Source organism: Dictyobacter vulcani (genome assembly GCF_008974265.1).
Classification (GTDB): domain Bacteria; phylum Chloroflexota; class Ktedonobacteria; order Ktedonobacterales; family Ktedonobacteraceae; genus Dictyobacter; species Dictyobacter vulcani.
Genome location: NZ_BKZW01000001.1, coordinates 2,489,061 through 2,514,886, shown reverse-complemented (window position 1 = coordinate 2,514,886; position 25,826 = coordinate 2,489,061). Strand labels below are relative to the sequence as shown.

The following is a 25,826-nucleotide window of genomic DNA, read 5'->3' as shown; positions in this document are numbered from 1 at the left end:
CCAAAAAACCGTCGTACCGGCAGCCTTGACGGCGGCCGGTACTCCTGGATGAAGTTATTGCATGTTGAAGGTTTTGAATAAGAAGGCCAGGATATCGGATTCTTCTTCGATGACCTTGGCGGTGGGTTTACCCATTCCATGGCCGGCCTTCATTTCGACACGCAAGAGAACCGGTGCGTCGCCAGCCTGGGCCGTCTGGAGCGTCGCGGCGAATTTGCGCGCATGGGCCGGCACTACACGGTCATCGGTATCGGCGGTCATGATCAGGGTTGGTGGATACTGGATATCCGGGCGCACATTATGCAGCGGCGAGTACGCATACATAAAAGCAAAGTGTTCCGCATTATGCTCGGCATCCCCATACTCACCTACCCAGTAGCGTCCAACGGTGAAGCGATGGTAGCGCAGCATATCAATCACCGGCACGCGACAGATCACAGCACCATACAGATCTGGGCGCTGAACAAGGCAGGCTGCCACCAGTAATCCACCATTACTGCCACCCATAATGGAGACAAGTGAAGACTGCGTGTATTTCTGCTCGATCAGCCATTCGGCAGCCGCCATAAAATCATCGAAGACATTCTGCTTCTTCTCCAACATGCCCGCTTCATGCCACTCCTCACCATATTCATTGCCGCCACGCAGATTAGCCACGGCATAGATGCCTCCGTGCTCAACCCACAATAAAGGCGTAATCCCAAAGCTCGGAGTCAGACTGATATCAAAACCACCATAGCCATAGATGAGCACAGGATTATTGCCGTCCAGTACCAGACCCTTTTTATGGGTCAAGAACATCGGGACACGGGTGCCATCTTTTGAGGGATAAAAGACCTGCGTGGTCTCATAATCACTGGGATCAAATTTAGCCTGGGAGGGCCGCAATGGTTGCAAGGTATTGCTGACAAAGTCATAGCGGAACACGGTTGAAGGATAGAGATAGGAGGTAAAGGTAATAAATAGCTCATCACCATCTGGCTTACCCGAGAGGTCAATCACCGAGCCAAGCGTTGGCAGAGCCAGTTCCTGTAACAGACTACCTTCTTTGTCATAGAGTTTGATCTGATGATGAGCATCATGCATATACGTAATCACGAACTGCTGATGCACAATCTGCGCAAAGGCAATAACATCATCTTGCTCAGCAATCAGCTCATGCCAGTTTTCTCGTTGCGGCTGTCTACTATCGATAGCGATGATACGGCATTTGGGAGCGTTCAGGTTGGTCTGGAGATAAAAGACGGGTCCATCATTACCAATAAGATCATAACTGGCGTCAGCCTCGTCTAATAAGCGTATAAAGGGATCTGTACTCTCAACCTCGCGATAGTAAAGGCGATTACGGGGATCGGTCCCATTCCAGACAATTAAAAACAGGTATTGACCATCTTCTGAGATATGAGGTGTAAAACTGAGTTCTTTTGCCTCCGGTCGTTCAAAGATCAGTTCGTCCTCTGACTGCGGAGTATTCAGCAGATGCCAGTAAACCCTACTGAACTTGCTTTGATCCTCTTCAGCCACAGTACCCGGCTCAGGCAAGCGATTATAGAAAAAACCAGTATTATCATGGTGCCAGGCAATACCACTAAACTTACACCAATGAAGCACCTCTGGATATTCCTTACCTGTATCCACCTGACGAATATGAATCTCTTGCCAGTCACTACCACTCTGGGAAGTGCCATAAGCCAGGAAAGTCCCATCATGGCTAAAAGCCTGATTGGTGAGCGAGATAGTGCCATCCGGACTCAGCGTATTGGGGTCCAGCACCATGCGCGCCTCACCGTCCAGACTGGTTTGTTTATACACCACTGCCTGATTTTGCAGCCCGGAATTTTTGGAGAAATAATAGCGGTCTCCATATTTATGGGGGCCGAAAACTTCGGATAGTTGTAGAGTTCGGTATAGCGTTCCTTGATGCTTCCCAGCATAGGAAGTTGATCTAAATGAGCACGGGCCAGCGCATGCTGCGCCTCCACCCAGGACTGAGTCTCTGCTGACTTCTCATCCTCTAACCAGCGATATGGATCGGCAACCTGTGTGCCATGATAGTTTTCGACCGTGGTGTCACGACGTGTAACTGGTAACTCGACCATAAAAACTCCTTTGTACCTGTACGATCAAGATTCAATAGAATGTGGCAGGGCTAAAGAGCGTGCAAAATCTGCCACCAGCGTCTGTACTTCGGGCAAGTGCGCTTTGAAAAAGTGGTCCGCACCCTGCAACGTAATCAAACGCTTGGGGGCGGAAACATGCTCAAACCATTCTGTGGCCTGCTCATAGGAAGCTAATTCATCGGCGGTGCCATGGATAAAAAGCTTGGGCTTATGACACTCTCGCAACGTCTCACCGCTATTAAACATACGCACCGGCACGCCCAATCCAATCATAGCGTGCACCCGGTCATCTGCGCAGGCAACACGTAAACCCACATAGGATCCAAATGAAAAGCCTGCAATAATGGCTGGCACGCCGGGATAGCGGCGACTCATAAAATCTAATGCATAGCGCACATCATCCATCTCACCGCGTCCCTCATCATAGGTACCGGAGCTATGACCTACGCCACGAAAATTGAAGCGCAATGCTGGTATATCTACCGTCTGCAACGCCTGCGCCACCTTAAACACAACTTTATTATGCATCGTACCACCACCAAGTGGATGAGGATGGCAAATCACACTTACAAAACCTGGCACAACCCCTTCCGCCTCGGGTTTGAGAATTCCCTCTAGATGTCCTGTCGGAGTAGGTACATTCACATGCAATACTTGATTAATTCCCATGTTATTTCCTATTCTTGAATTGTGTTTGTAGAGTTGTGCGCCCGCTACGCGGGCGGGAGGGGGGAGATGCCGGGCACAGCCCCTGAGCCCCAGTCAAGGGGCTCGCCGCTTGATCATGCCCCCGGCATGCTCGCTTGCATCCCCGCTTTCCCATCAATTGATGTCTGACAGACTACTAGCACATATGTACTATTCAACGCAACGTGCATGTTCTTCTCGGATATCTTCTATTTGCGGTATACACTTATTTTTGTATGACAACTATTCCTGACTCTTCTCTCCTGGCCTCGATACCAGATTTCGCGAGGTTTGCAGCGCCGAGGAGACACAACTGGCCACCAGTACAATACTCGCCAGAAACAATAAGGCAATCAAGGCAATAATGGCATATTTCACACCTGGATTGGCAATCATGATCAGTAAAGTAAGCAAAACCAACAGACAGGCAAAAACAATATTGTTGAGTCCAAATAACATCAAAACCTGTTTATGCCATGCGACAACCTGACCCTCGCTACGGGACCGTTCCAAAGCCTTGCGGCCAGAGCGTATATTCATCACTCCAACTGCAATCAACAACACGGCACAAATGGCCGCAAAAATAATCCCAGCCAGAACAGGGACACTAATTTCATTCATAAAGACGCCTCCCAACAAACGACCAGCGATATTCCATCATAGTATCTCTCGACCTTGCATCCATACTATAGCATGCACTCAAAAACCTCCATGCCACCACACCTGAACCGGCAATTTTTTTCAAGTTTTTAGCAAACAGGTCGATACATTATCAGGTAGGGAATATTACGAAATAAGACAAAATAACCACCTCACTTTAATACATACGATTATACGCACCTTTCCTTTGTCAAGTAGTTAAAGGAATGAAGTCATGGAGACATATGGACTGCATCATTATCCTGGCAGGCTCTTTGTGGTAGAAGGAGTCGATGGCTCAGGAAAAAGTACGCAGATTGCATTACTACGCCACTGGCTGATCAGCGAAGGCTACACTGTTTTTTTCAGTGAATGGAACTCCTCTCCACTCGTCAAAAAAACAACTAGCCGGGGCAAAAGGAAGCAGTTACTGACCCCCACGACTTTTAGCTTGATTCATGCCACCGATTTCGCGGATCGCACCGAACACGATATTATTCCACCCCTCAAAGCCGGGGCTATTGTGCTGGCCGACCGGTATATCTATACGGCGTTTGCGCGCGATGTCGCCCGTAATGTGGATCGGCAATGGGTACGCGAACTGTATCAGTTCGCCGTCCAACCAACCCGCGCATTCTATTTCCGCGTCCCCCTGGATGTCTCCCTGAACCGGATCCTGACTGGTCGCACGGAATTAAAGTATTACGAAGCGGGCATGGACCTGGGATTAAGCAGTGATCCGCGTCAAAGTTTTACGTTGTTTCAACAGCGTATTGTGGATGAGTATGAGGCGATGGTCAACGAATTCGATCTGACAATTATGGATGCAACCCTTCCCATACCAGAGCAACAACGCCTGATGCGCAGACTCGTCCAACCCCATCTAGCCGGGGTGCGTCGCCTGCGTCCTCCTTTACCTGAAAAAGTACTTGAGAATATCGCCCATAGTCTGGAGATATCGCATGGAGCGAAAAATCAGGGCCTGAGATGATTACCATAAAACCACCAGCAGAGGATGAGGAAACCATGACTGCACTAGATTTTTATGGAATAGATGCCATTGGTCTGCAAGCGAAAGAAGAGATTCTACCCGGCCGTTTGATCGTTCTCGAAGGAACCGATGGAGTAGGACGCAGCACCCAGATGCAACTGCTGCGTCCATGGTTGGAGAGCAGTGGTTATGCTGTGGTGGATAGCGAGATGACACGCTCCGAACTGGCTGGCAGTGGATTGAAAGAGGCCAAAGAAGGCAACACCCTGGGACCAATTACCTTAAACTTATTTTACGCCGCCGATTTTATCGACCGCTTCGAAAACCAGATCTTACCCGCCCTGCGCGCAGGCTTCGTGGTCCTGACGGATCGCTATATCTATTCGTTGATGGCCCGGGCATTGGTCCGTGGAGCCGATGCCCGCTGGCTGCGTTCAATCTATGGGCTGGCACTCAAGCCAGACGCCACCTTCTACCTGCGCGTCGAACTAGAAGATCTGGTTCCACGAGTACTGCAGGGTCACGGCTTTGACTACTGGGAATCCGGCATGGATATGCGTCTGGGCAATGATCTTTTTGAGAGCTTTGTACGCTACCAGATGCTGATGCTAGCCGAATACGACAAAATGGCCCTGGAATACCATTTCCAGGTGATTGATGCCTCACAACCAGTGGAGGATATTGTCGTACAACTCAAACAAAAAATCTTTCCTCTCCTCCCCCATGGATAGGACTTATAGACAAAACGTATGTGCTAACCCTTGCCGAAAGTCCTCTCAAGGTGTTATACTGGCAAAGGAAAAAAAATTTTGTTAAACCCACAGGTGCATTGTGCTCCACATGCCTTAAGCAAGGTAGCAATCTGGCTATCATCAGGTGAGAGTGTGACATCTGTCCGGGCAAAGGAGGTGAGGGACATGGACGCTGGCCCTAGTCATAGTAGGTATGCCAGGAAGATGATATGTGCATGCCTGCTTTCAGGAATGTTCTTCTCCTCATTGAGTAAAGTGACCGGCTCCCTTCGTTTTTAATCCTCAAGGGTAAAGCACCGCCCCCCTTACTCGATGAGCACGCATCGCCCCCATAGATGTGAATGATGTCGAGTAAGAACACTCCATTTTTTGCCAGTAAGTCCTTTACGCTGTCTCACAGCGTTCCCCAGCATTTTACAGAGCATGAGTCGAAATGCATCACTGCAGTTCAGATTGTTGTATCACCGTGCATTTCGTAGTTGCCTGTATGCCATGTAACGTAAATACATGGAATGGATGGATTATGCCCGCATAAGCGTGTGCGTATGGCACAGGCTCATTATGCGACCAACCCTGTTTACTTGCAAGAAGGTGGTGATACCCATGATTTTTTTAAGCGCATTACTCCACAAAAGCATTTATGATATTGATCATCGCCGTGTCGGTTCAGTACGCGACATCTGTGTAGCCTTAAACGAAACGTTTCCAGTTGTAACGGCTCTGGTTGTGAGTCCAGCTACAGGAAACGATAAAATGATTATTCCCTGGTCCCAGGTGCAAAGCATTGAAGAGGCACCTCTACAACTGGCCGTCGCCCAGTCGCAACTGCAAAACTATGAACCACATATCGAAGAAATACTGCTCAAACGTGATATTCTGGATAAACAGATTGTTGACACGCAGGGATTCCGCGTGGTCAAAGTTAATGATTTAAAGCTGGCACAAATCAAAAGAACCGCCCGGCTGGTGGGTGTTGATATTGGTTTAAGCGGTATCTTGCGCCGCCTGGGTTGGCAGCGGGCCATGGACATGATTGGTCGCGTCACCCCACTCCAGTTAACCGAAAGAACGGTCACCTGGAATTATGTCGAGCCCATCCAGATGGTGAGCTCAAATACCAGCCAGCTGGCTGCAGTCGGAGCGGGAGCTACCAGTGTGGGAGCAGTCGGCGTGGTACCACAGGTTCAGTTAAATGTCAGCCATAATAAACTTTCTGAGCTGCATCCAGCTGATATCGCCGATATTCTGGAACAACTGGACCTCGAAGATGCCGGTGCTGTCTTTGAACGGTTAGACGATGAGACTGCTGCCGACACTCTCAATGAAATCGAACATCCATTGCAGTCCGAGCTCTTGAGCGAGCTGGGACCCGAGCGTGCCTCGGATCTGCTGGAGCGCCTGGCACCAGACGATGCCGCCGATATTCTGGCCGATATTCCAATTCTGGAAGCGGAACGTTTGCTGAACCTGATGCCAGCCAATGAGTCACAGCCAATCCGTGATTTGCTGCGCTACGGAGCTGAGACAGCCGGTGGTATCATGACCACCGAAGTATTAGCCCAACCGCAGGAAGCCACGGTTGAAGAGGTACTGATCTACTTACGTCAGCATTCCACTCATCTCGATATGGTCTACTATCTCTATATCGTGGATGAAGAGCAGCACCTGATTGGTGTTGTCTCCTTGCGCCAGATTGTGACAGCCGAGCCAAATACCAGGATGCGTGATTTAATGGATCATGACATCATCAGGGTCAAGACCGATACCGACCAGGAAGAGGTGGCACGGGTTATCGCCAAATATGACCTGCTTGGTGTGCCAGTCGTGGATGCTGAGAACCATTTGAAGGGCATGGTCACGGTTGATGACGTCATCGACGTTATTCACGAAGAACAGGCCGAAGATGTTTCTGAAATCACCGGAACGGATGTAGAAGAATTGGAAGCCGACGAAGCTTCCTGGCGCAGGAGCGCGCTGAGCCGTTCTTCGTGGCTAAGTGTCAATGTGCTTGTAGGCTTTGTGATTGCCATCATCGTTTCCAGTGCTTTTCAACCTGTACTGGCGACGGCCAGTGCACTGACGCTGATCAACGGAACGCTTCCGGGAGTGAATGTCCGTGTTGCCCTTGGTGGTCTGATTTGTTTGCTGCCCATGCTGCTACTCACCGCCGGAGCTTCTGGCTCGCAGGCATTGGGTATCGCGGGTTGGGAACTGCGCACCAAGCGAGGCCAGGATTTCTTACGCAATCTCTGGCGCGAACTGTTACACGGAACGATTGGCGGCATCTGGATTAGCATCCTGGTTGTCGGACTCTCATGGTTGCTCTACCATTCGCTCCTCTTCAGTCTCGCAGTCGGTCTGAGCTTTGGATTAACCTTGCTAATCGCCGCCATCTGTGGTCTGGGATTACCCAATATCCTACAGCGCCTACGCCTGCGCGGTAGCCTGATCGCGGGTCCATTGCTCAATCCAATTATCGCCCTTGTTAGCGTAAGTGTCTTTCTGGCAACTAGTCTGGCACTTATCAACGAATTTTTTAGATAAACCAAATTTCATCAAGAAAACTCTTGACGAAACGCAACGGATGTTATATATTAACAGTGTTCCAAGTGAACGACCTTCCTCGATAGCTCAATGGTAGAGCAATCGGCTGTTAACCGATCGGTTATAGGTTCGAGTCCTATTCGGGGAGCTACTAAAGGCCACCAAACGGTGGCCTTTTTTCGTGTAAAGAGGAGAGCAGGTTTGCTCGCATCTCTATAGCATCAATCACACGCATAGCAGCCGGACCAGACCACCAGGAGGATGATACACGGTGAGTTCAGACGTCAACCCGATCGACTTTAAAGAGCTATTTAAAAGCTTGATGGAAGCCACCCCCTTGCCAACCTTTGTTATCGACCGCACGGGTGTCATCCTGCATTGTAATCAACGCAGTTTACAGTTATATGCTCCAACCCAATGGGCCCCCAACCTGCGTCTGGAGCAACTGATTCGCAATCCAGCCATTATGCAGCTGGTCCAGGACAGCATTCGCACCAATAGCCTGCAAAAAGGCCAGTATGAGCAGGGCAATTCAGATATCGCCTGGAAAGTCACCGTCTCCCCACTCACCCACCAGATCGAGGGCACCGCCACAGAAATCCAGTATTTCGCGGTCGTTATTGAAGATATGACTGAAGCCCGCCATATCGAACGGATCCAACGCGACTTTATCGCCAATATTTCACATGAGTTGCGCACACCTTTGACCTCAGTACGACTCCTGGCAGAAACCTTAGAAGATACCATCGATACCAATCCGGACAAAGCCCAGGAGTTCATCGAAAAAATTGAAAATGAAGTTCAGTATCTTAGCGAGCTTGTTGCAGAACTGCTGGAACTCTCCCGCATCGAGTCCGGCCAGACCCTGATGACCATTGAACCCATTGGAGCTGAACGCCTGGTACGTGAGGTCATGGCGCGCATGCTACCACTCGCGCAACGCCATCGCGTCCAGTTAATCACCGACATCAACCAGGGCGACACCCTGGTCGCCGCCGATAGTAAACAGATCACCAGAGTACTGGTGAACCTGGCACATAACGCCATCAAATTCACGCCATCTGGCGGACAGATCGTCATTGGAACCACCCTGCAGCAGGATCATCGAGCCCAACGCTTCTTCGTCAAAGATACCGGAGTAGGCATTAAAGCAGAAGAACTCTCACGTATATTTGAGCGCTTCTATAAAACAGATCGCGCCCGCACCAAAGCCGGTTTCATTGGTCCAGGTGGCGGCGGTACCGGCTTAGGCTTAGCCATCGCCCGCCATGTGGTCGAGACCCACGGTGGGCGCATCAGCGCTCAAAGCACCGTTGGGGAAGGGAGCACCTTTGCCTTTACCCTGCCCGTCGCAATCCGTGGTGAGCAACAGGATTAAGCCACCTCAGAAATATCCCATACGATTGTTATTCAATCGCATGCCGCCAAAATATAACATGCAATTATTACAATCTATGTATAGAGAGCGGTAGCTTAATAAAAATTTAAGACAATCTTTACGGGATTTTATTGCAGGCCGCCTGAACTATATGGTAACATGGCCAGAAAGTAATCCAGTCGGCAGTGAAAACAGGTAAGATACACGTTTTTCACCGGATAATCCAAAGAACAACCTGATAGCATGCTTTACGCATAAAATCGCTGACACCACTCACTGTGGTTGATGTTCCAGTCTATATCATGAGATCAAAGGTAAAGTTAAAGAGGATTGTCCTTAAAATGAGGTATAAAGCCACGCTCAGGCGCTTGACTGGCAGGCCATATAATACGATACATTCATAGAGCATTGACAACGGCAACAGGGTAGCATGGATAACAGTAGAATGTGATAGTACTTGCTCTTGTGTATTGACATAATGTCAGGTACAATGGGATGGTAGTGGGACGAGAGAGAGAGGACATAGGCATGAGCAAACTCGTAATGGTTATCGATGACTCCGCAACAGTCCGAAAAATCGTAGAAACCTGTCTCAGACGGGAGGGTTTTGATGTGAAGAGTTTTCCAGATGGTGTGGAAGCGATGCGCTGGCTGACCGAGCCCGAAGCACGCATCCCAGATCTGGTCATTCTTGATATTGGACTCCCGAAAATGGATGGTTATGAGGTCGCCAGACGCCTGAAGACCAAACCCCAATTCAATAATACCGTAATTGTAATGCTCTCACGCCGCGATGGCATGATCGACAAGCTCAAAGGTCGCCTGGCCGGAGCCAAAGATTATTTGACCAAGCCATTTAAAACTCAGGACATTATCGCTGTCATCGAATCACATCTGGGTGCACCAGCGCCAAACTAGATAGAGAATAGACAGATGCTATGAGTGAACATCCGGTTTTGCCAGCAACCGTCTTGAGTCATTCCCATGCCGACTATCTTGAACAACTCAGTAATCAAGAATTTTGGCAGCATGCAAAACAACTAGCAAATACACCTCTTGTACCCACAGCGAAAGCAAAAGAATATTTGGAGTGTGAGTTAGATAATGGCTCAGCTCTGATTCCGCTTGAAGTTTTGCGCGAAGTGCTACCAGCGACACATGCATTTGCTCAATTGCCCCAATCACCGCCATGGATGATCGGTCTGACCGTATGGCGAGGCGAGGCAATTGCAGTGGTAGATCTGGCTGCATATTTTACACAACAACCAGTGCGCAACCATAAGGAACGCATTTTGTTTATTGTGCAAACAGCCGAAGACACGCTGGGCCTGGCCGTAACAATCAAAAATATGCAGACCTCTATTCCGATCGAATACATCCAATCTATGAGTCCAGTCCGGAACGAAGAGCGGATAACGCCACAAGATACTGTTCAGGGCATGTATGCAGGAGTACCTATTTTAAATATTCCAATCATACTGTCCAGCATAGTGCGAAAACTTTCAAACGGCCATGAATGAATTGAATCCTCCATTTGATGAAAATGAGCTAACAACTGAAGATCTGGCAATCTTAAATGCCTTCGATGCGATAGACAGCTGGCCCGACCAGAGCGAGGTGTCTGACTCATCGGTAGAAAACAGCCCCGCAAGAAGCCATCAGCAGGTTGATGATGGAGTAGACGAAGATGCAGAAATGTTGATCGTTTTTCTTGAGGAGGCAGGCGAAGATATCGCCAGGATGCAATATGCTTTGACCCAAATGACGCAGGCAACCTCACTCACCCCTGTACGTTTTACGGTCTTCCAGCGTGCTGGCCATAAATTACGCGGCACCGCGGGAGCGGTTGGCTACGATACCATGTCTATTGTAGCGGAACATATCGAGATCATTGCTGAACAGATTCTCCAGCAGGGCATCGAACCTGCTATCGGTCAGCAGGCAATTACCCGGGCAGTCGCGGTCCTCGAACACTGCCATAGCTATCTGTTAGAAGAGGGACAGGAGCCTGATAATCCAACTATCTTGACAACGCTGGAAGCAACCTATCAAAGTCTGGGTATCAATCTGGTCGCCCCCCCAGAATCTGAGACAGTCAACACCAAAATCACTATTCCCCTGGAAAAGCAGGCAGACAATCCAGCTACATCCAACGGAGAAGAGCTCCTGACAGATATCGCTGGTACATCCTCAAGCGTCGAGTCATCATCATTGTTTATGCATATCGAGACGCGCAGATTTGAGCGACTACGCAAACATAGCGAACAATTGATCGAACTACATCCGACCCTGGAAAGCGCACAACGCGATGTCAAAACGGCTCTGCAAGCACAACAAGCAGCCCAGATTCGCCTGCACCAGCTAGAACAAGGGCTCTCGAACGCCTTGCTCAACAGATCCCCTGGCCAGCCGAATGAAAGTCAGACATCCTCTTCACTGATTGCACGCATCCTCAACACTGTCCAGCAGGATACAGCTCACCCACGCAAGACCCGCAATCGTTCCCAGTTGTATTTACGAGCAACCGAGAGCAACTGGGATGAACTGGATATGGAACGCTATACGGAACAGGATTTGCTGCTCCGCTCTTTGCGAGAAGCTATCAATCAGATGGCCATCTGTAGCGCACGAGTCAACGCCACCTATACAGCGCTACAAATCGCCCAACAGGAATACATGGCACGCGCCACTGTGATCCGTAGCGATACCCAGATGTTACGGCTCACACCATTAAGTAAACTGGTCCCACTTCTCCAGCGGGTTATTTCCACCAGCGCCCTGGCTCAGCAATATAAACTGGAATTCGCGGTCATCGGAGATTCCCTGGAAATTGACCAGGAGATCCTGGAAACGCTGGCAACTCCCTTACAACATATGTTATTTACCTGTATCTCGGATACCTCGGTGATCCAGGAAGAGCAGGCAGAGGTCTATCATGTCTGGTTGCGCGCCCTTAGCGATGGCAATGATATTACACTTGAGATCGGTTTCTCAATGCCTGTGCTGGGTGGAACGCTTGAGATATTACAAAAGCCATTACAGAAACTCAATGGGAGTATCAACCTGCAACGCAATAATGCTGGCGGTGTCAGTTTCCATCTCTCTATCCCGCGCTCACGGGGAACGGTACAGTGTATGGTGCTACGTAGTGAGAACCAGCAATTCATCGTACCAATTGCCCAGTTACGACGCGTCAGCAGTCTCCAGCAAGAACAGCTTGATTCCACGTACCATCTCAAGGACTTGCTTGGCGTATCCAATAGCGCCACTACAGAACCAGCCAGACAGGCTATTCAGCCAGTGATGGTCATACAATCAGCCACCGATAAAACCCATGGCATCCTGGTCGATGAAATTGTGGCGGAACGAGAATTAATGCTAAAGCCACTGCCCGCCTTTTTGCAGCGACCAGGCATCACTGAAAGCGCGATTGATGGCCAGGGAAATGTCCTCTTAATGCTGGATCTGTATGAGTTGCTCAGACAATATAAACGACAAAGCACCCTGCGCAATCCAGACACTGATCAGGAAGAAAGTACCAATATACAACAGCAACAGAGCAGCCAGACGCCAAAAGTTCTGGTGGCGGATGACTCAACGTATCTACGACAAGCGGTCCTGCTCACCCTGCAAAAAGAGCGCTACGAAATCTTTGAAGCCAGAGACGGAATGGAAGCAATCGAGCAACTGCTGGAGAACACGCCAGATATCTTTCTGCTGGATATTGAAATGCCCAATTTAAACGGCTACGATGTCCTTAACATCATCCGCGAATATCCAGAACTGGCCCATGTCAAAACCATCATGTTGACTTCACGCTCATCTGATAAACACGTACAGCGCGCACGCGAACTGGGCGCACAGGCATATCTGGTCAAACCATGTGCGCAGGAAACGCTCCTCTCGACTATTCGCACACTGCTACAAGCAAAAGACAGCCAGCAATAATAATTTCCCCCGCCAACGTATTTTGCATAAAAAAAATCCGGCATTTCCTGATAAGAAATGCCGGATTTTTTTTATGGCTTTAACTAGCGATAAGAAGCCGGAGCAGCCTCGATAGCGCCAGTTTCAATCATAATCTCGCGCAATTGTTTCGCATCAATAATTTCATTGGTGCGTAACGCCTGTGCGATATGATCCAACGTCACCCTATGCTCGGTCAGCAATTTAACAGCTTGTTCATAGGCACGCTTCACAAGGCGATTGACCTCTTCATCAATTAAGGTCGCGGTCTTCTCGCTATACTCACGTGAATTGCTGGCCAGTGAAGTACCGGCAAAAGGATCCTCGCGCTCGCTGAAGGAGATAGTTCCCATGCGCTCGCTCATACCCCATTTGGTCACCATCTGGCGCGCAATGGCCGTAACACGCTGCAGATCATTTTCAGCCCCGGTCGTAATCCGTCCAATCGCCACCTGTTCAGCAGCACGCCCACCCAGGGCCGTCACCAGTTGCGCCTCAAGGTATTCCTGACCGTAGTTGTAACGATCATCCAGCGGCGTATACTGCGTGACACCAAGCGCCTGACCACGTGGCACAATCGTAACTTTCGTCACAGGATCCACATATTCGGTCAGGAGACCGGTCAGAGCATGGCCACCTTCATGGTAGGCAATCACATTCAGATCTTCATCGCTCAAGATCAACGGACGCTCAGCACCAATCTGGATCTTATCCAGAGACTCCAGGAAACAGTTCTGGGTCACATAATCCAGATTACGTCGAGCGGCCAATAGAGCGGCTTCATTAACCAGGTTAGCCAGATCGGCACCAACCATACCAGGAGTCGATCGAGCAACCGCAACCAGGTCTACATCGTTGCCCAGTGGCACGGTACGGGTATGGATCTTCAGGATCGACAAACGACCATTCCAATCGGGACGTTCTACCGTGACACGGCGATCAAAGCGTCCCGGTCGTAACAGGGCTTTATCTAATCCATCTGGACGGTTGGTGGCGGCAAGCACCACAACAGCCTGGCGAGCATCAAAACCATCCATCTCAACCAGCAACTGGTTCAAGGTCTGTTCGCGCTCATCATTACTATTGATACTCGATCCACGCTGGCGACCAACGGCATCAATTTCATCGATAAAGATGATACTGGGAGAAGCCTTTTTCGCCTGCTCAAATAGATCGCGCACGCGACTGGCACCAACACCAACCAGCACTTCCACAAATTCCGATCCGCTCATCGAGAAGAAAGGCACACCTGCCTCACCGGCCACGGCACGAGCCAGCAGCGTCTTACCAGTTCCAGGAGGGCCTACCAGCAGAACACCACGAGGGATCAAACCACCCAGACGCTGGAATTTCTGCGGGGTTTTCAAGTACTCGACAACTTCAACCAGGTCACTCTTGGCTTCATCAACGCCAGCCACATCGCCAAAAGTTGTCGAAGGGCGATCCTCAAGGATCAATTTGGCACGACTCTTGCCGAAGCTAAAGATATTTTGTTGGCTCTGCGTCGCTCGACGCATAATCAGGAAGAATCCACCAATCACCAACAACCACGGTAAGAAGTTGATTAGAACATACAGAAGATTATTGTCAGGAACAGGCTTGGCCTGGTACGTGACATGATACTGCTGCAACAACTGAATCAACGTTGGATCACCATCAGGTAAGGTCAGAAAATGAAACTTATTGCCAGTTTTCTGATTGGCCGTGATGGCATTTTTAAAGGTACCGGTTGCATCCTGACCCTGGAACGTAACCGACTCCACGTTGCCATTTTTAATTTGTTGATAGAATGTACTATATGGCACGTCAATTGTATCGGGGCCTGTCGTACTACCACCCTGGGTAAAGAGCTGAAAAAGATAAAAACCTACAATCAGCACTACGGCAATAACGATGACACGGAAGAGCATGGAGGAACCATTTCCACCTTCACGTGGACCATTGGGGTTATTACCATTTCCGCCACTATCGGGTCGTCTGGGGCCTCGCGAACCCTCATCATTGGGGTTCTGGTACATATATGTAGCCTGAGCATCCATCGGTTCAGACCTGCTTTCTGCATCCTTAGAAACACTCCGGGAGAGTGATCCTAATAGAATCCGGGTATTGAACACGTTATAATTATCTCCATATTACACGCATAACGATCTTTCGTCTACTACTATTGACCATGATCTGGCGGTCACTATAGCTTTTAAAGAAAGCAGTATAGCATATCCGTCATACGCAATAGGAGAACGAAAATTTGAGAGATACGCAATAGATACGTTTCAAAATACCGGCAGGTTACACGGCCGGGCTACTATGTTACCGGTTCATTTACATCGACTTTATGCTGTTCCGCCACAGGCTTATCATATGCCTGAACCTCACACCTATGGCAAAACGGGCACTTTTCGTTTAGCGCGACGTTGAGAGATGGTTCGACGTGACCAGCAAGCACTGTGTACGTCGAGTGGGCGCCACACGCGGAGGCCGCACTGCTGCGTTTGCGCAGGCCAGCGTGCTCGAACGACGCGCAGTGCTGTGGCGCCTACAGGGATCGTGTGTGCTGTGGCCGTGGCCTGCTCGCGCAGCAACGTGGTGGGTGAGCGCGTGGATCCTCCCCGTACCTTCTCGAAAAGGATCACGAAACAGGATCCGTCTCGGTGTAGGCGCCACAGGCATGCGATGCGCTTTGAGCACCTCGCTCCACGATCATGCCGCATGCCGGCCTCCGCGTGTGGCGCTCTCTCGACGTACGATTTGCTGGTCGCTGCGACCACTCGGCGTACGCCGCTACTATTCAACATAAGAACATAAGAACATAAGAACATAAGATATTTGCGTAAATGTCTTATGTTGTTGAGATACTTCGTGGTTTGGCTTGAGGAATACTATGCAGAATGATGTCGACCATATTGTAAACCTGAATTTTTATAGCTAATTTCATATTATATTTACTTATATATATTATTATTATATTTATATATTTATATATTATTATTATATTTAATTAAAATATGTATTTTTCAAAAAGAGGCAGTAGCGGTATGTCAGAGATGAAGGGAGCTGATTATATAAATTTTTGCCAACTTAAGACAATTACAGCAAATATCTTATGTTCTTATGTTCTTATGTTCTTATGTTTGTGGCAGCGAGACGAGGGTCACCAGAGAACCTGTTCATGCGCGAAGTGATCGCAGCGACCAGCGCTGCCGGTACGACACATCATAGCCATTTCCATCTTTAAACGAAACATATTGGGCACAAGACCTGCCGCTACGGACGGTGAGCCAGGAAAGTGGCGAGAAGCAATGCAGCGAGTATCCAGATGGCACGCAAACCTCTGGTCATACTCGCTGTATGTGATCATGAAGACAAACAAAAAAATACTAGCTGCCGAGTAGCGCTAGCGTTCGTAATAGAGGATTCGTCCACAATTGGTGCATGTCTGCAATTCAGGGCTGATACGCACCTGTTGTAGTTCGCTAGGCGTCAAAATCACACGGCACCACTGGCATGAATTCTGATCAACTTTTGAGACGGCGCGTCCCTGCTTGGTACGCCGCATCGTCTCATAGCGCTTCAATAAATTCTCATCAAGCGTGGCCACAATGCCCTGACGCCTGGTATTCAACTCTTGCCAGTGAGCGTCTGCTTGCTCACGGCGCACCTGTAAAGCCAGATTTTCTTGCGTCCAATGCTCTTCAGCCTGTTGCAAAGAGATAGCTTTACGCTGAGACACCTCAGTCGCAGCCTCGGTAAAGTCCATGGCCTCCAGCAAACGCTCCTCCTGACGATTATGCTGGGCGTGCATATTCTGAATTTCCTGTTGGAGCGCCTGAAGTTCTTTTCCATTCTGGATGACGCCACTATACAAACGGCGTTCTTGCTGATCCAGACGCTGCTTCACATCCTCAAGAGACCACTCGGCATCGTGTTGAGCCTGTTGGGCGGAAAGCATTTGTTGTCGTGCAGTGTCATACTCCGCGCGTAGTTTCCGGAGTGTAGCACTACCCTGCAAGGAGGTGGCTAATAAGTTTTTTTCAGCTACAACGCGATCCAGATCCAGATCGACCATTTGCAACTGATACAATACCGCGGTCACCTGTGTCGTGCTCATGGGTAATGAGATCCTCCTTATCAATGCATCCAAGGTGCAAGGGAATATTCTTTCCATTGTACTGTTTTCTGGTGCCGACTACAATAGTTAACGTATACACAAGGATGATTTTATTAACATACTCTTTGCGATTATTTCACATACTGTTCATAGAGGTTCGCTATACTAAATTCAAATTTCAACCTTCTTTCTATAGAATGCGTACATCTTTTTACAAGTATACGCTAATTTAGAAAGAAAAAACTGTGTATGATAAGGCAAGAGAAGTGAGCGCACGGAACGAGAAACATCACGGCAGCAGTCACGTTGGACCAGAGCGTTCTTGCCATTGAAAGGTAGTACCAGGTTATTGATCATATACAGTGTTTACGGCTAAAACACAGCTAACTAAGGAGTCTGGAATGCAGATAATTCGCTGGCACGGCCCGGTCCCACCCGAGGAACAAGATCTATGCAAGAAAATGCACCTGCAAGGCTTACAACCATACTTATGGTCCAATGCTCCTGGGGATACCTATTCTCCTCATACACATAGTTATGAAAAAGTATTATATTGTGTGCGCGGCTCAATTCGCTTTACCCTTCCCGATCAATTGGATGAGAACGGCATGGCGTTCTATGCTGATCTGGAACCAGGGGATTGCATGTTACTTCCGGCAGGCATTCGGCATAGCGCACAGGTGAGCAGTCGTGGAGTAACCTGTCTGGAAGCGGCCAGACATAATAACATGGCCAGACAACCCAGGCAACAGACGCTTCCGGCATAGCCTGCCGCGGGTGAGCAGCGTGCGCACATTTTTTTTCGATGGCGGCCAATGATGCGACGACCACCGGGTGTGATATACTCTAAAATCAATATCGGACTCAACAAACTAAAGCAATGAGGACTCATTGGCAGTAGACGCGTGGCGGCACCTATCGAGCGCGATCACATAGACAAAGATCCTTATAAACGCGTACCCGATGCCCATGAGTTTCTCCTTGCTTTAAGCATATGTCGGGGCGTCCAGCCTTAACACGGTCGCCTCCAGGGCACTGCTTTCTTGATGTGCTCTGTTTTAGGAAGGGAACCCATGCACACACCAGAGCGCCGTGAGGCCATCATCGTTTTCGATTACGGCTCCCAATATAGCCGCCTGATTACGCGCCGCATCCGCGAATGCCATGTTTATAGCGAACTTGTCCCCGCCACAACTACCCTGGCTGAACTGCAGAAGAACGAACTTTTAGATATTAAGGGCTTTATTTTTTCCGGTGGACCATCCAGTGTCTATGATCTAGATGCCCCGGCATGTGATCCAGCCATCCTTGAGAGTGGACTCCCAATCTTAGGCATCTGTTATGGCATGCAACTGCTGGCCAAAAGCCTGGGTGGACACGTTGCGCTCTCCCACGGACTACGCGAATACGGTCCTGCAACCATCGAAGTTTTACCAGATGCCGCTCAGGATCCTCAGAGTTTCCGTATTTTTGAGGGCATCACGGTCTCTCCACAGCAAACGGACAACCTGGAGACACCCGAGGCCAGCACATTGCGCCTGCCAGTCTGGATGAGTCATGGGGATAGTGTGGACAAACTGCCCGAGGGTTTCCGGGTACTGGCCTGCACGGAAAGTAATCCGGTGGCCGCTATTGGTAGTCCCAAAGGTTACATCGGCCTGCAATTCCATCCCGAAGTCACCCATACCCCTCAGGGTAAAGACATCATTCGTAATTTCCTGTTCCGTGTCTGTGCCTGTGAGCCAACCTGGACACCTGGTCATGTCATTGATGAAGCGGTGGAACTGCTTCGCCAGCAAGTCGGAAAAGAGCACGTCATCTGTGGTCTTTCCGGTGGCGTAGACTCAGCGGTAGCCGCACTGCTCATCCACAAAGCTATTGGCGATCAACTGACCTGTATTTTCGTCGATACAGGACTGCTCAGAGCAGGTGAACGCGAACAGGTAGTGGAGACATTTGGCAATCATATGCATATTCCCCTGGTCGTCGTCGATGCGCGCAAACGTTTCCTGGATCGTCTGGCCAATGTGATTGATCCCGAACAGAAGCGCAAGATTATTGGTGAAGAATTTATCCGCGTCTTCGAGGATGAGTCTGTCCGTCTGGCGGAAGCGCAGGGTGATATAGCCTTCCTGGCCCAGGGAACTCTCTATCCCGATGTGATTGAGAGCACCAGCCATGATACGGCATCAACGGCCAAGAGCATCAAGTCGCATCATAATGTAGGTGGCTTGCCAAAGGAAATGAAGCTGAAACTGGTTGAACCTTTGCGTATGCTCTTCAAAGACGAGGTACGCGAAATCGGAGCCGCCCTCGGACTGCCCGAGGATTGGGTCTGGCGCCATCCATTCCCAGGACCCGGCCTGGCCATTCGTATTATTGGTGCCATTGATGAGCAGCGCCTGGAGATTCTGCGGGCCGCCGATAAAATTGTGATTGAAGAGATCCAGAAGGCTGGCATCTATCGACAGTTAGGGCAGGCCTTTGCTGTGCTGACACCGATCCAGAGCGTTGGTGTGATGGGCGATTATCGCACCTATGCCAATCTGGTGGCCATTCGCGCAGTCACTACCGGCGATTTCATGACCGCCGACTGGGCCAGACTCTCACCTGAACTGCTCGGACGCATTTCCAATCGCCTGGTTAATGAGATCGCTGAAATTAATCGCGTGGTCTATGACATTACCTCCAAGCCACCAGCAACTATCGAATGGGAATAAGCCAGCAAGCCGAGTATAGTATGTTTGAATTTGAGATCCTGGTTCGTGGCCTCTATCGCCAGCCAGACTTGCGCATCGCTTATCAACCCGACCAGCGTCTGTTGCTCCCAGGCGAGCAGCAGGCGCGGTTGGATCTGCGCTGGCAAGAGCAACTACAGCAGGCACGACAACAGCAACGCCTGCTCTTTGATGCTCCCCTCTATCGCTTCATTGATGTTCAGGCACAGCCAGACAACACGCTGGCATTGACGCTGGGAGAAACCAGTTACAAAGAGTATGTGACCACCCGCGAAGCCACCTTTGCGCATGGACGCAGTCGACATGAACTGGGCAATCCTCTGGCCGTCTGTTCGGTTATCGAAAGCAGTGATGGCTTTATTCTGCTGGATCAACGTCAGGGAGTGGATGTCTATGCTGGCCGTTATCATGTGATTGGCGGCTTCTTTGAGCGCGGCCTGGACACAACAGCACAGCAGCAGCCAGATCCTTTTGCCGCCATGCAACGCGAGATCCGTGAAGAGACCGGTATTCAGGCCAGCGATATCCAGGAACAGGTCTGTCTGGGATTAGTCTATGACCTGGCCACGCCACATGCAGAGCTCTGCTTTTTGACCCGATTACATATTCCGCTGGCCGAGGTACTGCAACGCAAAGCCGAGGATAGTGAGATTAAAGCTCTGCAAACACTACACGTCAGCGCGACAAGCTTACGGCACTTCCTCCTACAAAATCATGGCAATATTTCGGCCACCGGCGAACCAAATCTACTTTTCTACGGCGCCCTCAAGTTCGGTGAGTCCTGGCTGGAATCCACTAGCTCAGCCATGAATGAGTTGCCATGTATTAAATAAAGGTGCTACAATGGGCTTGTCCCTTTGGATGAGACCAGCACGGACATTCTATTTACTAGTCAGTCACCTGATGTCATATCATGACATTGAGGCAGCCAGCCAGGATCTGAGGAACGTGACACTATATCAAATAGAAGTACGAGCAGTCGCGGATCGTCATGACGTTCACGCGCATCAACTCGTACATGAAATATTACAACTACCAACAAAACACCTTCCATCGCTCGCGGATTTAACCGCAGACAACACCCAACCCGGTATCCGTACCGCACAAATTTACCAGATTACAGGTGACCTCAGTGCGGAAGAACTGGATCAATTAACGCAACAACTCCTTGTTGATCCGGTGGTACAAGAGGCGTCAATAACGACAGAATTACAGCAGCAACAAAACACAGCGACAGGTCATCTCGTCGATGTGTTTTTTCATTCTGGCGTTACGGATACACTTGCGGAGAGCGTTATCACCGGCGCGGAAATGGTAGGGATCAAGGGGCTTACCCACGTCGAGACCGGTCGACGTTATCTCTTAGATCATCGTCTTAGCGCGGCGGATGCGGATAGCATTGCCAGAGCATTATTATTTAATCCTGTCATTCAGCACCACACGCTCCATCCTTATAAGGAGTCTCAGGCAGCACACACGGAACACACATTACCGGAAGTCAGTGCTGCACAAGCGGACGGCCAGACAACCGATGTTGCGAGCACAGATCAGGCCACGCAGGCGGCTCGTACCATCTTTATTTCCGCCATGAACGACGAGCAATTGCTCGAAGTCAGTCGAGCCGGCCTACTCTCCCTTAATCTGGAAGAGATGCGCACCATCCAGCAACACTATCGGGAGCAGCAACGCGAGCCGACCGATGTCGAGCTAGAGACACTGGCGCAGACGTGGTCCGAGCATTGTTCGCATAAAACATTCAAGGCGACCGTGAACTATCGAGAAGTCGATAGCCATGGCCATACGATTGAAACCGAGACCATTCAAGGCCTGCTCAAGCGCTATATTGTCAGCGCCACCGACAAGGTCAATCCGGACTGGCTGGTTTCTGCCTTCAGCGACAACGCGGGCATTATCCGGTTAACCGAGACCCAGGACATTGCATTTAAGGCAGAGACACATAACCATCCCTCGGCTATCGAGCCGTTTGGCGGTGCCAACACCGGCGTAGGTGGTGTAATTCGCGACGTCGTTGGCGTCTCAGCCCAACCGATCGCCTGTACAGATATCCTCTGCTTTGGACCGCTGGATACGCCAGCCGAAGAACTCCCGGCAGGAGTCCTGACGCCCAGGCGCATCGCCCACGGCGTCGTCAATGGTATCCGTGATTATGGCAACAAGATGGGAATCCCGACCGTCAACGGAGCCATCCTCTACCATCCCGGCTATATCTACAATCCACTGGTCTTCTGTGGTTGTCTGGGTATCTTGCCGCACGGTAGCCATCCCCGCAATGTACAGCCTGGCGACCTGATTGTTTCACTGGGTGGACGCACCGGCCGCGATGGTGTGCATGGAGCAACCTTTTCTTCGGGCGAGATGAGTCTGGAAATCAATACCCAGGCCGGAACCGCCGTCCAGATCGGTGCTCCAATTACCGAAAAAAAGGTGACCGACGTTATTATCCAGGCCCGCGATCGCAAACTCTATAATGCGATTACCGACTGTGGAGCTGGCGGCTTCTCCTCTGCCATTGGTGAAATGGGAGCTGAGACTGGCGCTCGTGTTGAATTGACCAAAGCACCACTCAAGTATCAAGGCCTGGCTCCATGGGAAATCTGGCTCTCAGAAGCGCAGGAACGCATGGTGCTGGCAGTACCGCCTGCACACATCGACGAGTTGCTGGAAATCTGCGAGATCGAAGAGGTCGAGGCCAGTATCCTGGGTACCTTTACCGCCGACCATCGTCTGACCCTGACCTATGCCGGCCAGGTAGTCGCCGATATGGATATGGAATTCCTGCATGAGGGTCTGCCACGTAAGACACTGGATGCGGTGTGGACACGGCTTGAGACACAAAAGGCGACTAAAGCACATGAGACCAGCGCGACCAGGAACGTCAAGAGTTCGCTAGAACCAACCCTGCTCGCCCTGCTGCGCCATCCTTCCATCGCGTCCAAGGAAGATGTGGTGCGTCGCTATGACCATGAGGTTCAGGGCGCGACAGTGCGCAAGCCCATGGTAGGCCGCGCGGGCAATGGTCCTGGCGATGCCGCGGTACTGCAACCACTGATCGAAGCAGAGCCTGATTCAAAAGCTGGCGTGGTCCTCTCAAACGGCGTCAACCCACTGTATGGCAAGATCGATCCTTATCACATGGCGGTCAACGCTGTCGATGAGGCCTTACGCAACCTGACTGCCGTTGGTGGTGACGTCAACCGCGCCGCCATTCTGGACAATTTCTGCTGGGGTAACCCGACCGATCCAGAGCAACTGGGCTTACTCGTGCGCGCCGTGAAAGGCTGCCATGATGCAGCGGTAGGCTTTGGTACACCGTTTATCTCCGGTAAAGATAGCCTGAACAACGAATATCGGGCAGACGGACAGCGTTTCCCGGTGATCCCAACCCTGGTCATTTCAGCGGTCAGCGTGATTGAGGATGTCACCCCCACTGTGGACATGGCCCTCAAGACGCCTGGCAATCTGCTCTACCTGGTTGGTGCTACCAGCAACGAACTGGCCGGATCACATTATGCAGAGGTCATCGATCCCGATTCCTTTGCCCAGCTCTTCCCGCAGACCAGCGTTCCTCAGGTGCGCGTGGCCCATGCCTTACAGACCATGAGTGTGCTGGGAAAAGCCATTCGTGAGGGTCTGGTACGTAGCTGCCACGATCTATCAGAAGGTGGATTAGCCCTGGCTGCCGCCGAGATGTCCCTGGCCGGATTACGCGGTGCCACCCTGAATATCAGCCGCTTCGGACTTAAAGATGCCGATGCCCTCACAGCTGATGCCATGACGGCCGCCAAGATCTTCAGTGAGTCCGCGACTCGCTTCCTGGTTGAAGTCACACCAGAGCAGCTGGGAGCCTTTGAGAATTACATGCAAACCAATGGTGTGGAAGAGCTGTATCGTATCGGCAGTGTCGCCAATAACGCACGCTTCATTATCCAGAATGGGGAAGAAGAATTGCTGAACGTTGGCGTAGATGAACTGCAAACATCCTGGAAGGGAGGGCAGGCATAATGGGCGCATTACGTGCATTGGTTTTACGTGCGCCAGGCATTAACTGTGATCGTGAAACCGCGCAGGCCTGTCGGCTGGTCGGCTTTGAAACCGATCTGGTCCATATCAACCAGTTACTGAAAGCTCCGGAGAAACTGCTGGACTACCATTTCCTGGCCATCCCGGGTGGTTTCTCCTATGGTGATGATCTGGGAGCTGGCACGCTGCTGGCGAAAAAGTTACAGCTCCATCTGGGTACTCAGCTCACACAATTCGTGGCCGAGGGACGACCAGTACTGGGAATCTGTAATGGCTTTCAGGTACTGGTGCGACTGGGATTACTTCCAGGTGAGCAACAGAATAGCACATTAAAGTCCACCCTGACCGAGAACGAATCAGCACAATTTGAATGTCGCTGGGTCACCATGACAGCGCAGAAAAGTTCCTGTATCTTCACGCGCGGTCTGGAGCGAGCCGTCGAGATGCCCGTTGCCCATGGCGAAGGACAATTCGTGTTTGAGGGCGATATTGCCAGTCTGCAAGCCAACGGCCAGATTCCACTGGTCTATAGCAGCACACGCGGCGAGAGCAGCGAGCCAGTCAGCTATCCAGATAATCCCAATGGTTCGCTCGGCGCGGTCGCAGGCATCTGCAATCGTCAGGGCAATGTCTTTGGTCTGATGCCACATCCTGAGCGCTACGTCAATGCATTACAGCATCCACAGCGCCGTGGGCATGGCCAGGATCTGGGCGATGGTCTGCTGATCTTCCAGAACGCCTATGATTATGCCAGCACCATGCTTGAGCCGACTGCTGCTCCTGCCACACAGAGCAGTACAGCTTCAGCCAACACCATCTCTTATGCGGATAGTGGTGTCGACATTGAAGCTGGCGAAAAAGCGGTACGCTTGATGAAAGAGGCCGTACGCTCCGCTCAGGGTCCGAATGTACTGGCTGGCGTCGGTGCTTTCGCGGGTGTGTTTAGCGCCCGAGCCCTGCGCAAGATGAACAAGCCCGCGCTGGTCGCCTCAACCGATGGCGTAGGCACCAAAACCCTGCTGGCCTCACAAGCTGGCCGCTATGAGACTATCGGCTACGACATCGTCAATCACTCAATCAATGATCTACTAGCTCAGGGAGCCAGACCACTCTTCTTCATGGATTATCTGGCAGTCAACAAGCTTGATCCTGTGCAGGCCGCAACGATTGTACGGGGAATAGCCAATGCCTGTCAGGAAGCGGATTGCGCGCTCCTCGGTGGAGAGACAGCAGAGATGCCCGATGTTTATGCAGACGGCGCGTTTGATCTGGCTGGTACCATCGTAGGCGTGGTTGAAGAAGAGGATGCCCAGAACGGTAGTACCATCGAAGAAGGAGACCTCATCCTGGGACTCCCATCCAATGGTCTGCACACCAACGGCTACTCGCTGGCCCGGCGTATTTTCGCGGACTATCCACTGGAAAAAGTCATTCCAGAACTTGGTGAATCACTGGCCGATGCCTTGTTACGTCCACATCGCAGTTATCTACGCGAGATCAGCCTGCTGCGTGAATATCTGGCCGATCGCAACCGCTATATTAAAGGCATTGCGCATATTACCGGTGGTGGTTTCAAGGGAAATATCTCCCGTATCCTGCCAGCAGGCACGCAGGCAAACATTGATACCACATCCTGGAATGTTCCTCCTTTGTTCCAATTACTGGCCCGGTTGGGGAACGTCGAGAATGAAGAACTGTATCGCACCTTTAATATGGGTATTGGTATGGTAATTGTGCTGGCCCCGAAAGCGGCGCTAGAGGCTCGTAGCTGTCTACCAGAGTTGCGAACCGTTGGTAGCATCAGCAAGGGCGAAGGCGTAAGCCTGAAATGGTAGATCCAGGTTCCCAGAAAGGATGTCCCTGCA

The 25,826-nt window shown here is 50.7% G+C and carries 18 protein-coding genes, 1 tRNA gene and 1 pseudogene; 13 read left to right on the top strand and 7 right to left on the bottom strand.

Annotated elements, in window-relative coordinates:
- Positions 1 to 54 precede the first annotated feature (54 nt).
- The 4 genes and pseudogenes from KDW_RS33765 to KDW_RS10510 all read right to left on the bottom strand — a co-directional run bounded on the left by KDW_RS33765 (position 55) and on the right by KDW_RS10510 (position 3,428).
- Positions 55 to 801 carry a prolyl oligopeptidase family serine peptidase gene (locus KDW_RS33765; RefSeq protein ID WP_233097782.1) on the bottom strand — a complete coding sequence of 249 codons (747 nt, stop codon included), beginning with the start codon at positions 799 to 801 and terminating at the stop codon, positions 55 to 57.
- A 141-nt stretch (positions 802 to 942) separates the two neighbouring features.
- Positions 943 to 2,099, bottom strand: a pseudogene (locus KDW_RS33760) (prolyl oligopeptidase family protein); the annotation flags it as partial.
- Between the two features lie 24 nt (positions 2,100 to 2,123).
- Positions 2,124 to 2,789, bottom strand: a complete 666-nt coding sequence (locus KDW_RS10515) for an alpha/beta hydrolase (protein ID WP_151755905.1) — start codon at positions 2,787 to 2,789, stop codon at positions 2,124 to 2,126.
- 261 nt (positions 2,790 to 3,050) lie between these two features.
- The gene (locus KDW_RS10510; RefSeq protein ID WP_151755904.1) at positions 3,051 to 3,428 is read right to left on the bottom strand and encodes a hypothetical protein; all 378 of its coding nucleotides are present in this window, start codon (positions 3,426 to 3,428) and stop codon (positions 3,051 to 3,053) included.
- Between the two features lie 253 nt (positions 3,429 to 3,681).
- Here KDW_RS10510 and KDW_RS10505 point away from each other — a divergent pair, with 253 nt between their 5' ends.
- From KDW_RS10505 to KDW_RS10470, 8 genes are all read left to right on the top strand, one after another.
- Entirely contained in the window at positions 3,682 to 4,437 is a 756-nt protein-coding gene (locus KDW_RS10505) for a dTMP kinase (RefSeq protein ID WP_151755903.1), read from the top strand.
- A gap of 35 nt (positions 4,438 to 4,472) precedes the next feature.
- Complete coding sequence (locus KDW_RS10500; protein WP_233097669.1) at positions 4,473 to 5,168, top strand: dTMP kinase; 696 nt, start codon at positions 4,473 to 4,475, stop codon at positions 5,166 to 5,168.
- Positions 5,169 to 5,792: 624 nt separating this feature from the next.
- On the top strand, positions 5,793 to 7,733 hold the full coding sequence (gene mgtE / locus KDW_RS10495) for a magnesium transporter (protein ID WP_162005123.1): 1,941 nt from the start codon (positions 5,793 to 5,795) through the stop codon (positions 7,731 to 7,733).
- 76 nt (positions 7,734 to 7,809) lie between these two features.
- Positions 7,810 to 7,881, top strand: a tRNA-Asn gene (locus KDW_RS10490).
- Between the two features lie 123 nt (positions 7,882 to 8,004).
- Positions 8,005 to 9,111, top strand: a complete 1,107-nt coding sequence (locus tag KDW_RS10485) for an ATP-binding protein (protein ID WP_151755900.1) — start codon at positions 8,005 to 8,007, stop codon at positions 9,109 to 9,111.
- Positions 9,112 to 9,639: 528 nt separating this feature from the next.
- Positions 9,640 to 10,029, top strand: a complete 390-nt coding sequence (locus KDW_RS10480) for a response regulator (protein WP_151755899.1) — start codon at positions 9,640 to 9,642, stop codon at positions 10,027 to 10,029.
- A 53-nt stretch (positions 10,030 to 10,082) separates the two neighbouring features.
- Positions 10,083 to 10,631 (top strand): chemotaxis protein CheW, encoded by a 549-nt coding sequence (locus KDW_RS10475; RefSeq protein WP_162005122.1) that lies wholly within the window; start codon positions 10,083 to 10,085, stop codon positions 10,629 to 10,631.
- On the top strand, positions 10,624 to 13,059 hold the full coding sequence (locus tag KDW_RS10470; protein ID WP_151755897.1) for an ATP-binding response regulator: 2,436 nt from the start codon (positions 10,624 to 10,626) through the stop codon (positions 13,057 to 13,059). Before KDW_RS10475 ends, KDW_RS10470 begins: the two co-directional genes overlap by 8 nt.
- Before the next feature lie 83 nt (positions 13,060 to 13,142).
- Here KDW_RS10470 and ftsH read toward each other — a convergent pair whose 3' ends face one another.
- From ftsH to KDW_RS10455, 3 genes are all read right to left on the bottom strand, one after another.
- On the bottom strand, positions 13,143 to 15,116 hold the full coding sequence (gene ftsH, locus KDW_RS10465) for an ATP-dependent zinc metalloprotease FtsH (protein ID WP_151755896.1): 1,974 nt from the start codon (positions 15,114 to 15,116) through the stop codon (positions 13,143 to 13,145).
- A gap of 336 nt (positions 15,117 to 15,452) precedes the next feature.
- Positions 15,453 to 15,707 carry a hypothetical protein gene (locus tag KDW_RS10460; protein WP_151755895.1) on the bottom strand — a complete coding sequence of 85 codons (255 nt, stop codon included), beginning with the start codon at positions 15,705 to 15,707 and terminating at the stop codon, positions 15,453 to 15,455.
- A gap of 761 nt (positions 15,708 to 16,468) precedes the next feature.
- On the bottom strand, positions 16,469 to 17,182 hold the full coding sequence (locus KDW_RS10455; RefSeq protein WP_151755894.1) for a zinc ribbon domain-containing protein: 714 nt from the start codon (positions 17,180 to 17,182) through the stop codon (positions 16,469 to 16,471).
- 401 nt (positions 17,183 to 17,583) lie between these two features.
- Between KDW_RS10455 and KDW_RS10450 the strand changes: the two genes are divergently transcribed.
- The 5 genes from KDW_RS10450 to purM all read left to right on the top strand — a co-directional run bounded on the left by KDW_RS10450 (position 17,584) and on the right by purM (position 25,796).
- A complete protein-coding gene (locus tag KDW_RS10450; RefSeq protein ID WP_151755893.1) occupies positions 17,584 to 17,949 on the top strand; it encodes a cupin domain-containing protein in 366 nt (121 codons plus the stop codon).
- 306 nt (positions 17,950 to 18,255) lie between these two features.
- On the top strand, positions 18,256 to 19,902 hold the full coding sequence (gene guaA / locus KDW_RS10445) for a glutamine-hydrolyzing GMP synthase (protein WP_151755892.1): 1,647 nt from the start codon (positions 18,256 to 18,258) through the stop codon (positions 19,900 to 19,902).
- A 20-nt stretch (positions 19,903 to 19,922) separates the two neighbouring features.
- Positions 19,923 to 20,753: an NUDIX hydrolase gene (locus tag KDW_RS10440; RefSeq protein WP_151755891.1), complete on the top strand. Its 831-nt coding sequence runs from the start codon at positions 19,923 to 19,925 to the stop codon at positions 20,751 to 20,753.
- A 115-nt stretch (positions 20,754 to 20,868) separates the two neighbouring features.
- Complete coding sequence (purL, locus tag KDW_RS10435) at positions 20,869 to 23,943, top strand: phosphoribosylformylglycinamidine synthase subunit PurL (RefSeq protein ID WP_198925242.1); 3,075 nt, start codon at positions 20,869 to 20,871, stop codon at positions 23,941 to 23,943.
- On the top strand, positions 23,943 to 25,796 hold the full coding sequence (gene purM / locus KDW_RS32775; RefSeq protein WP_151755890.1) for a phosphoribosylformylglycinamidine cyclo-ligase: 1,854 nt from the start codon (positions 23,943 to 23,945) through the stop codon (positions 25,794 to 25,796). Before purL ends, purM begins: the two co-directional genes overlap by 1 nt.
- Positions 25,797 to 25,826: the final 30 nt, after the last annotated feature.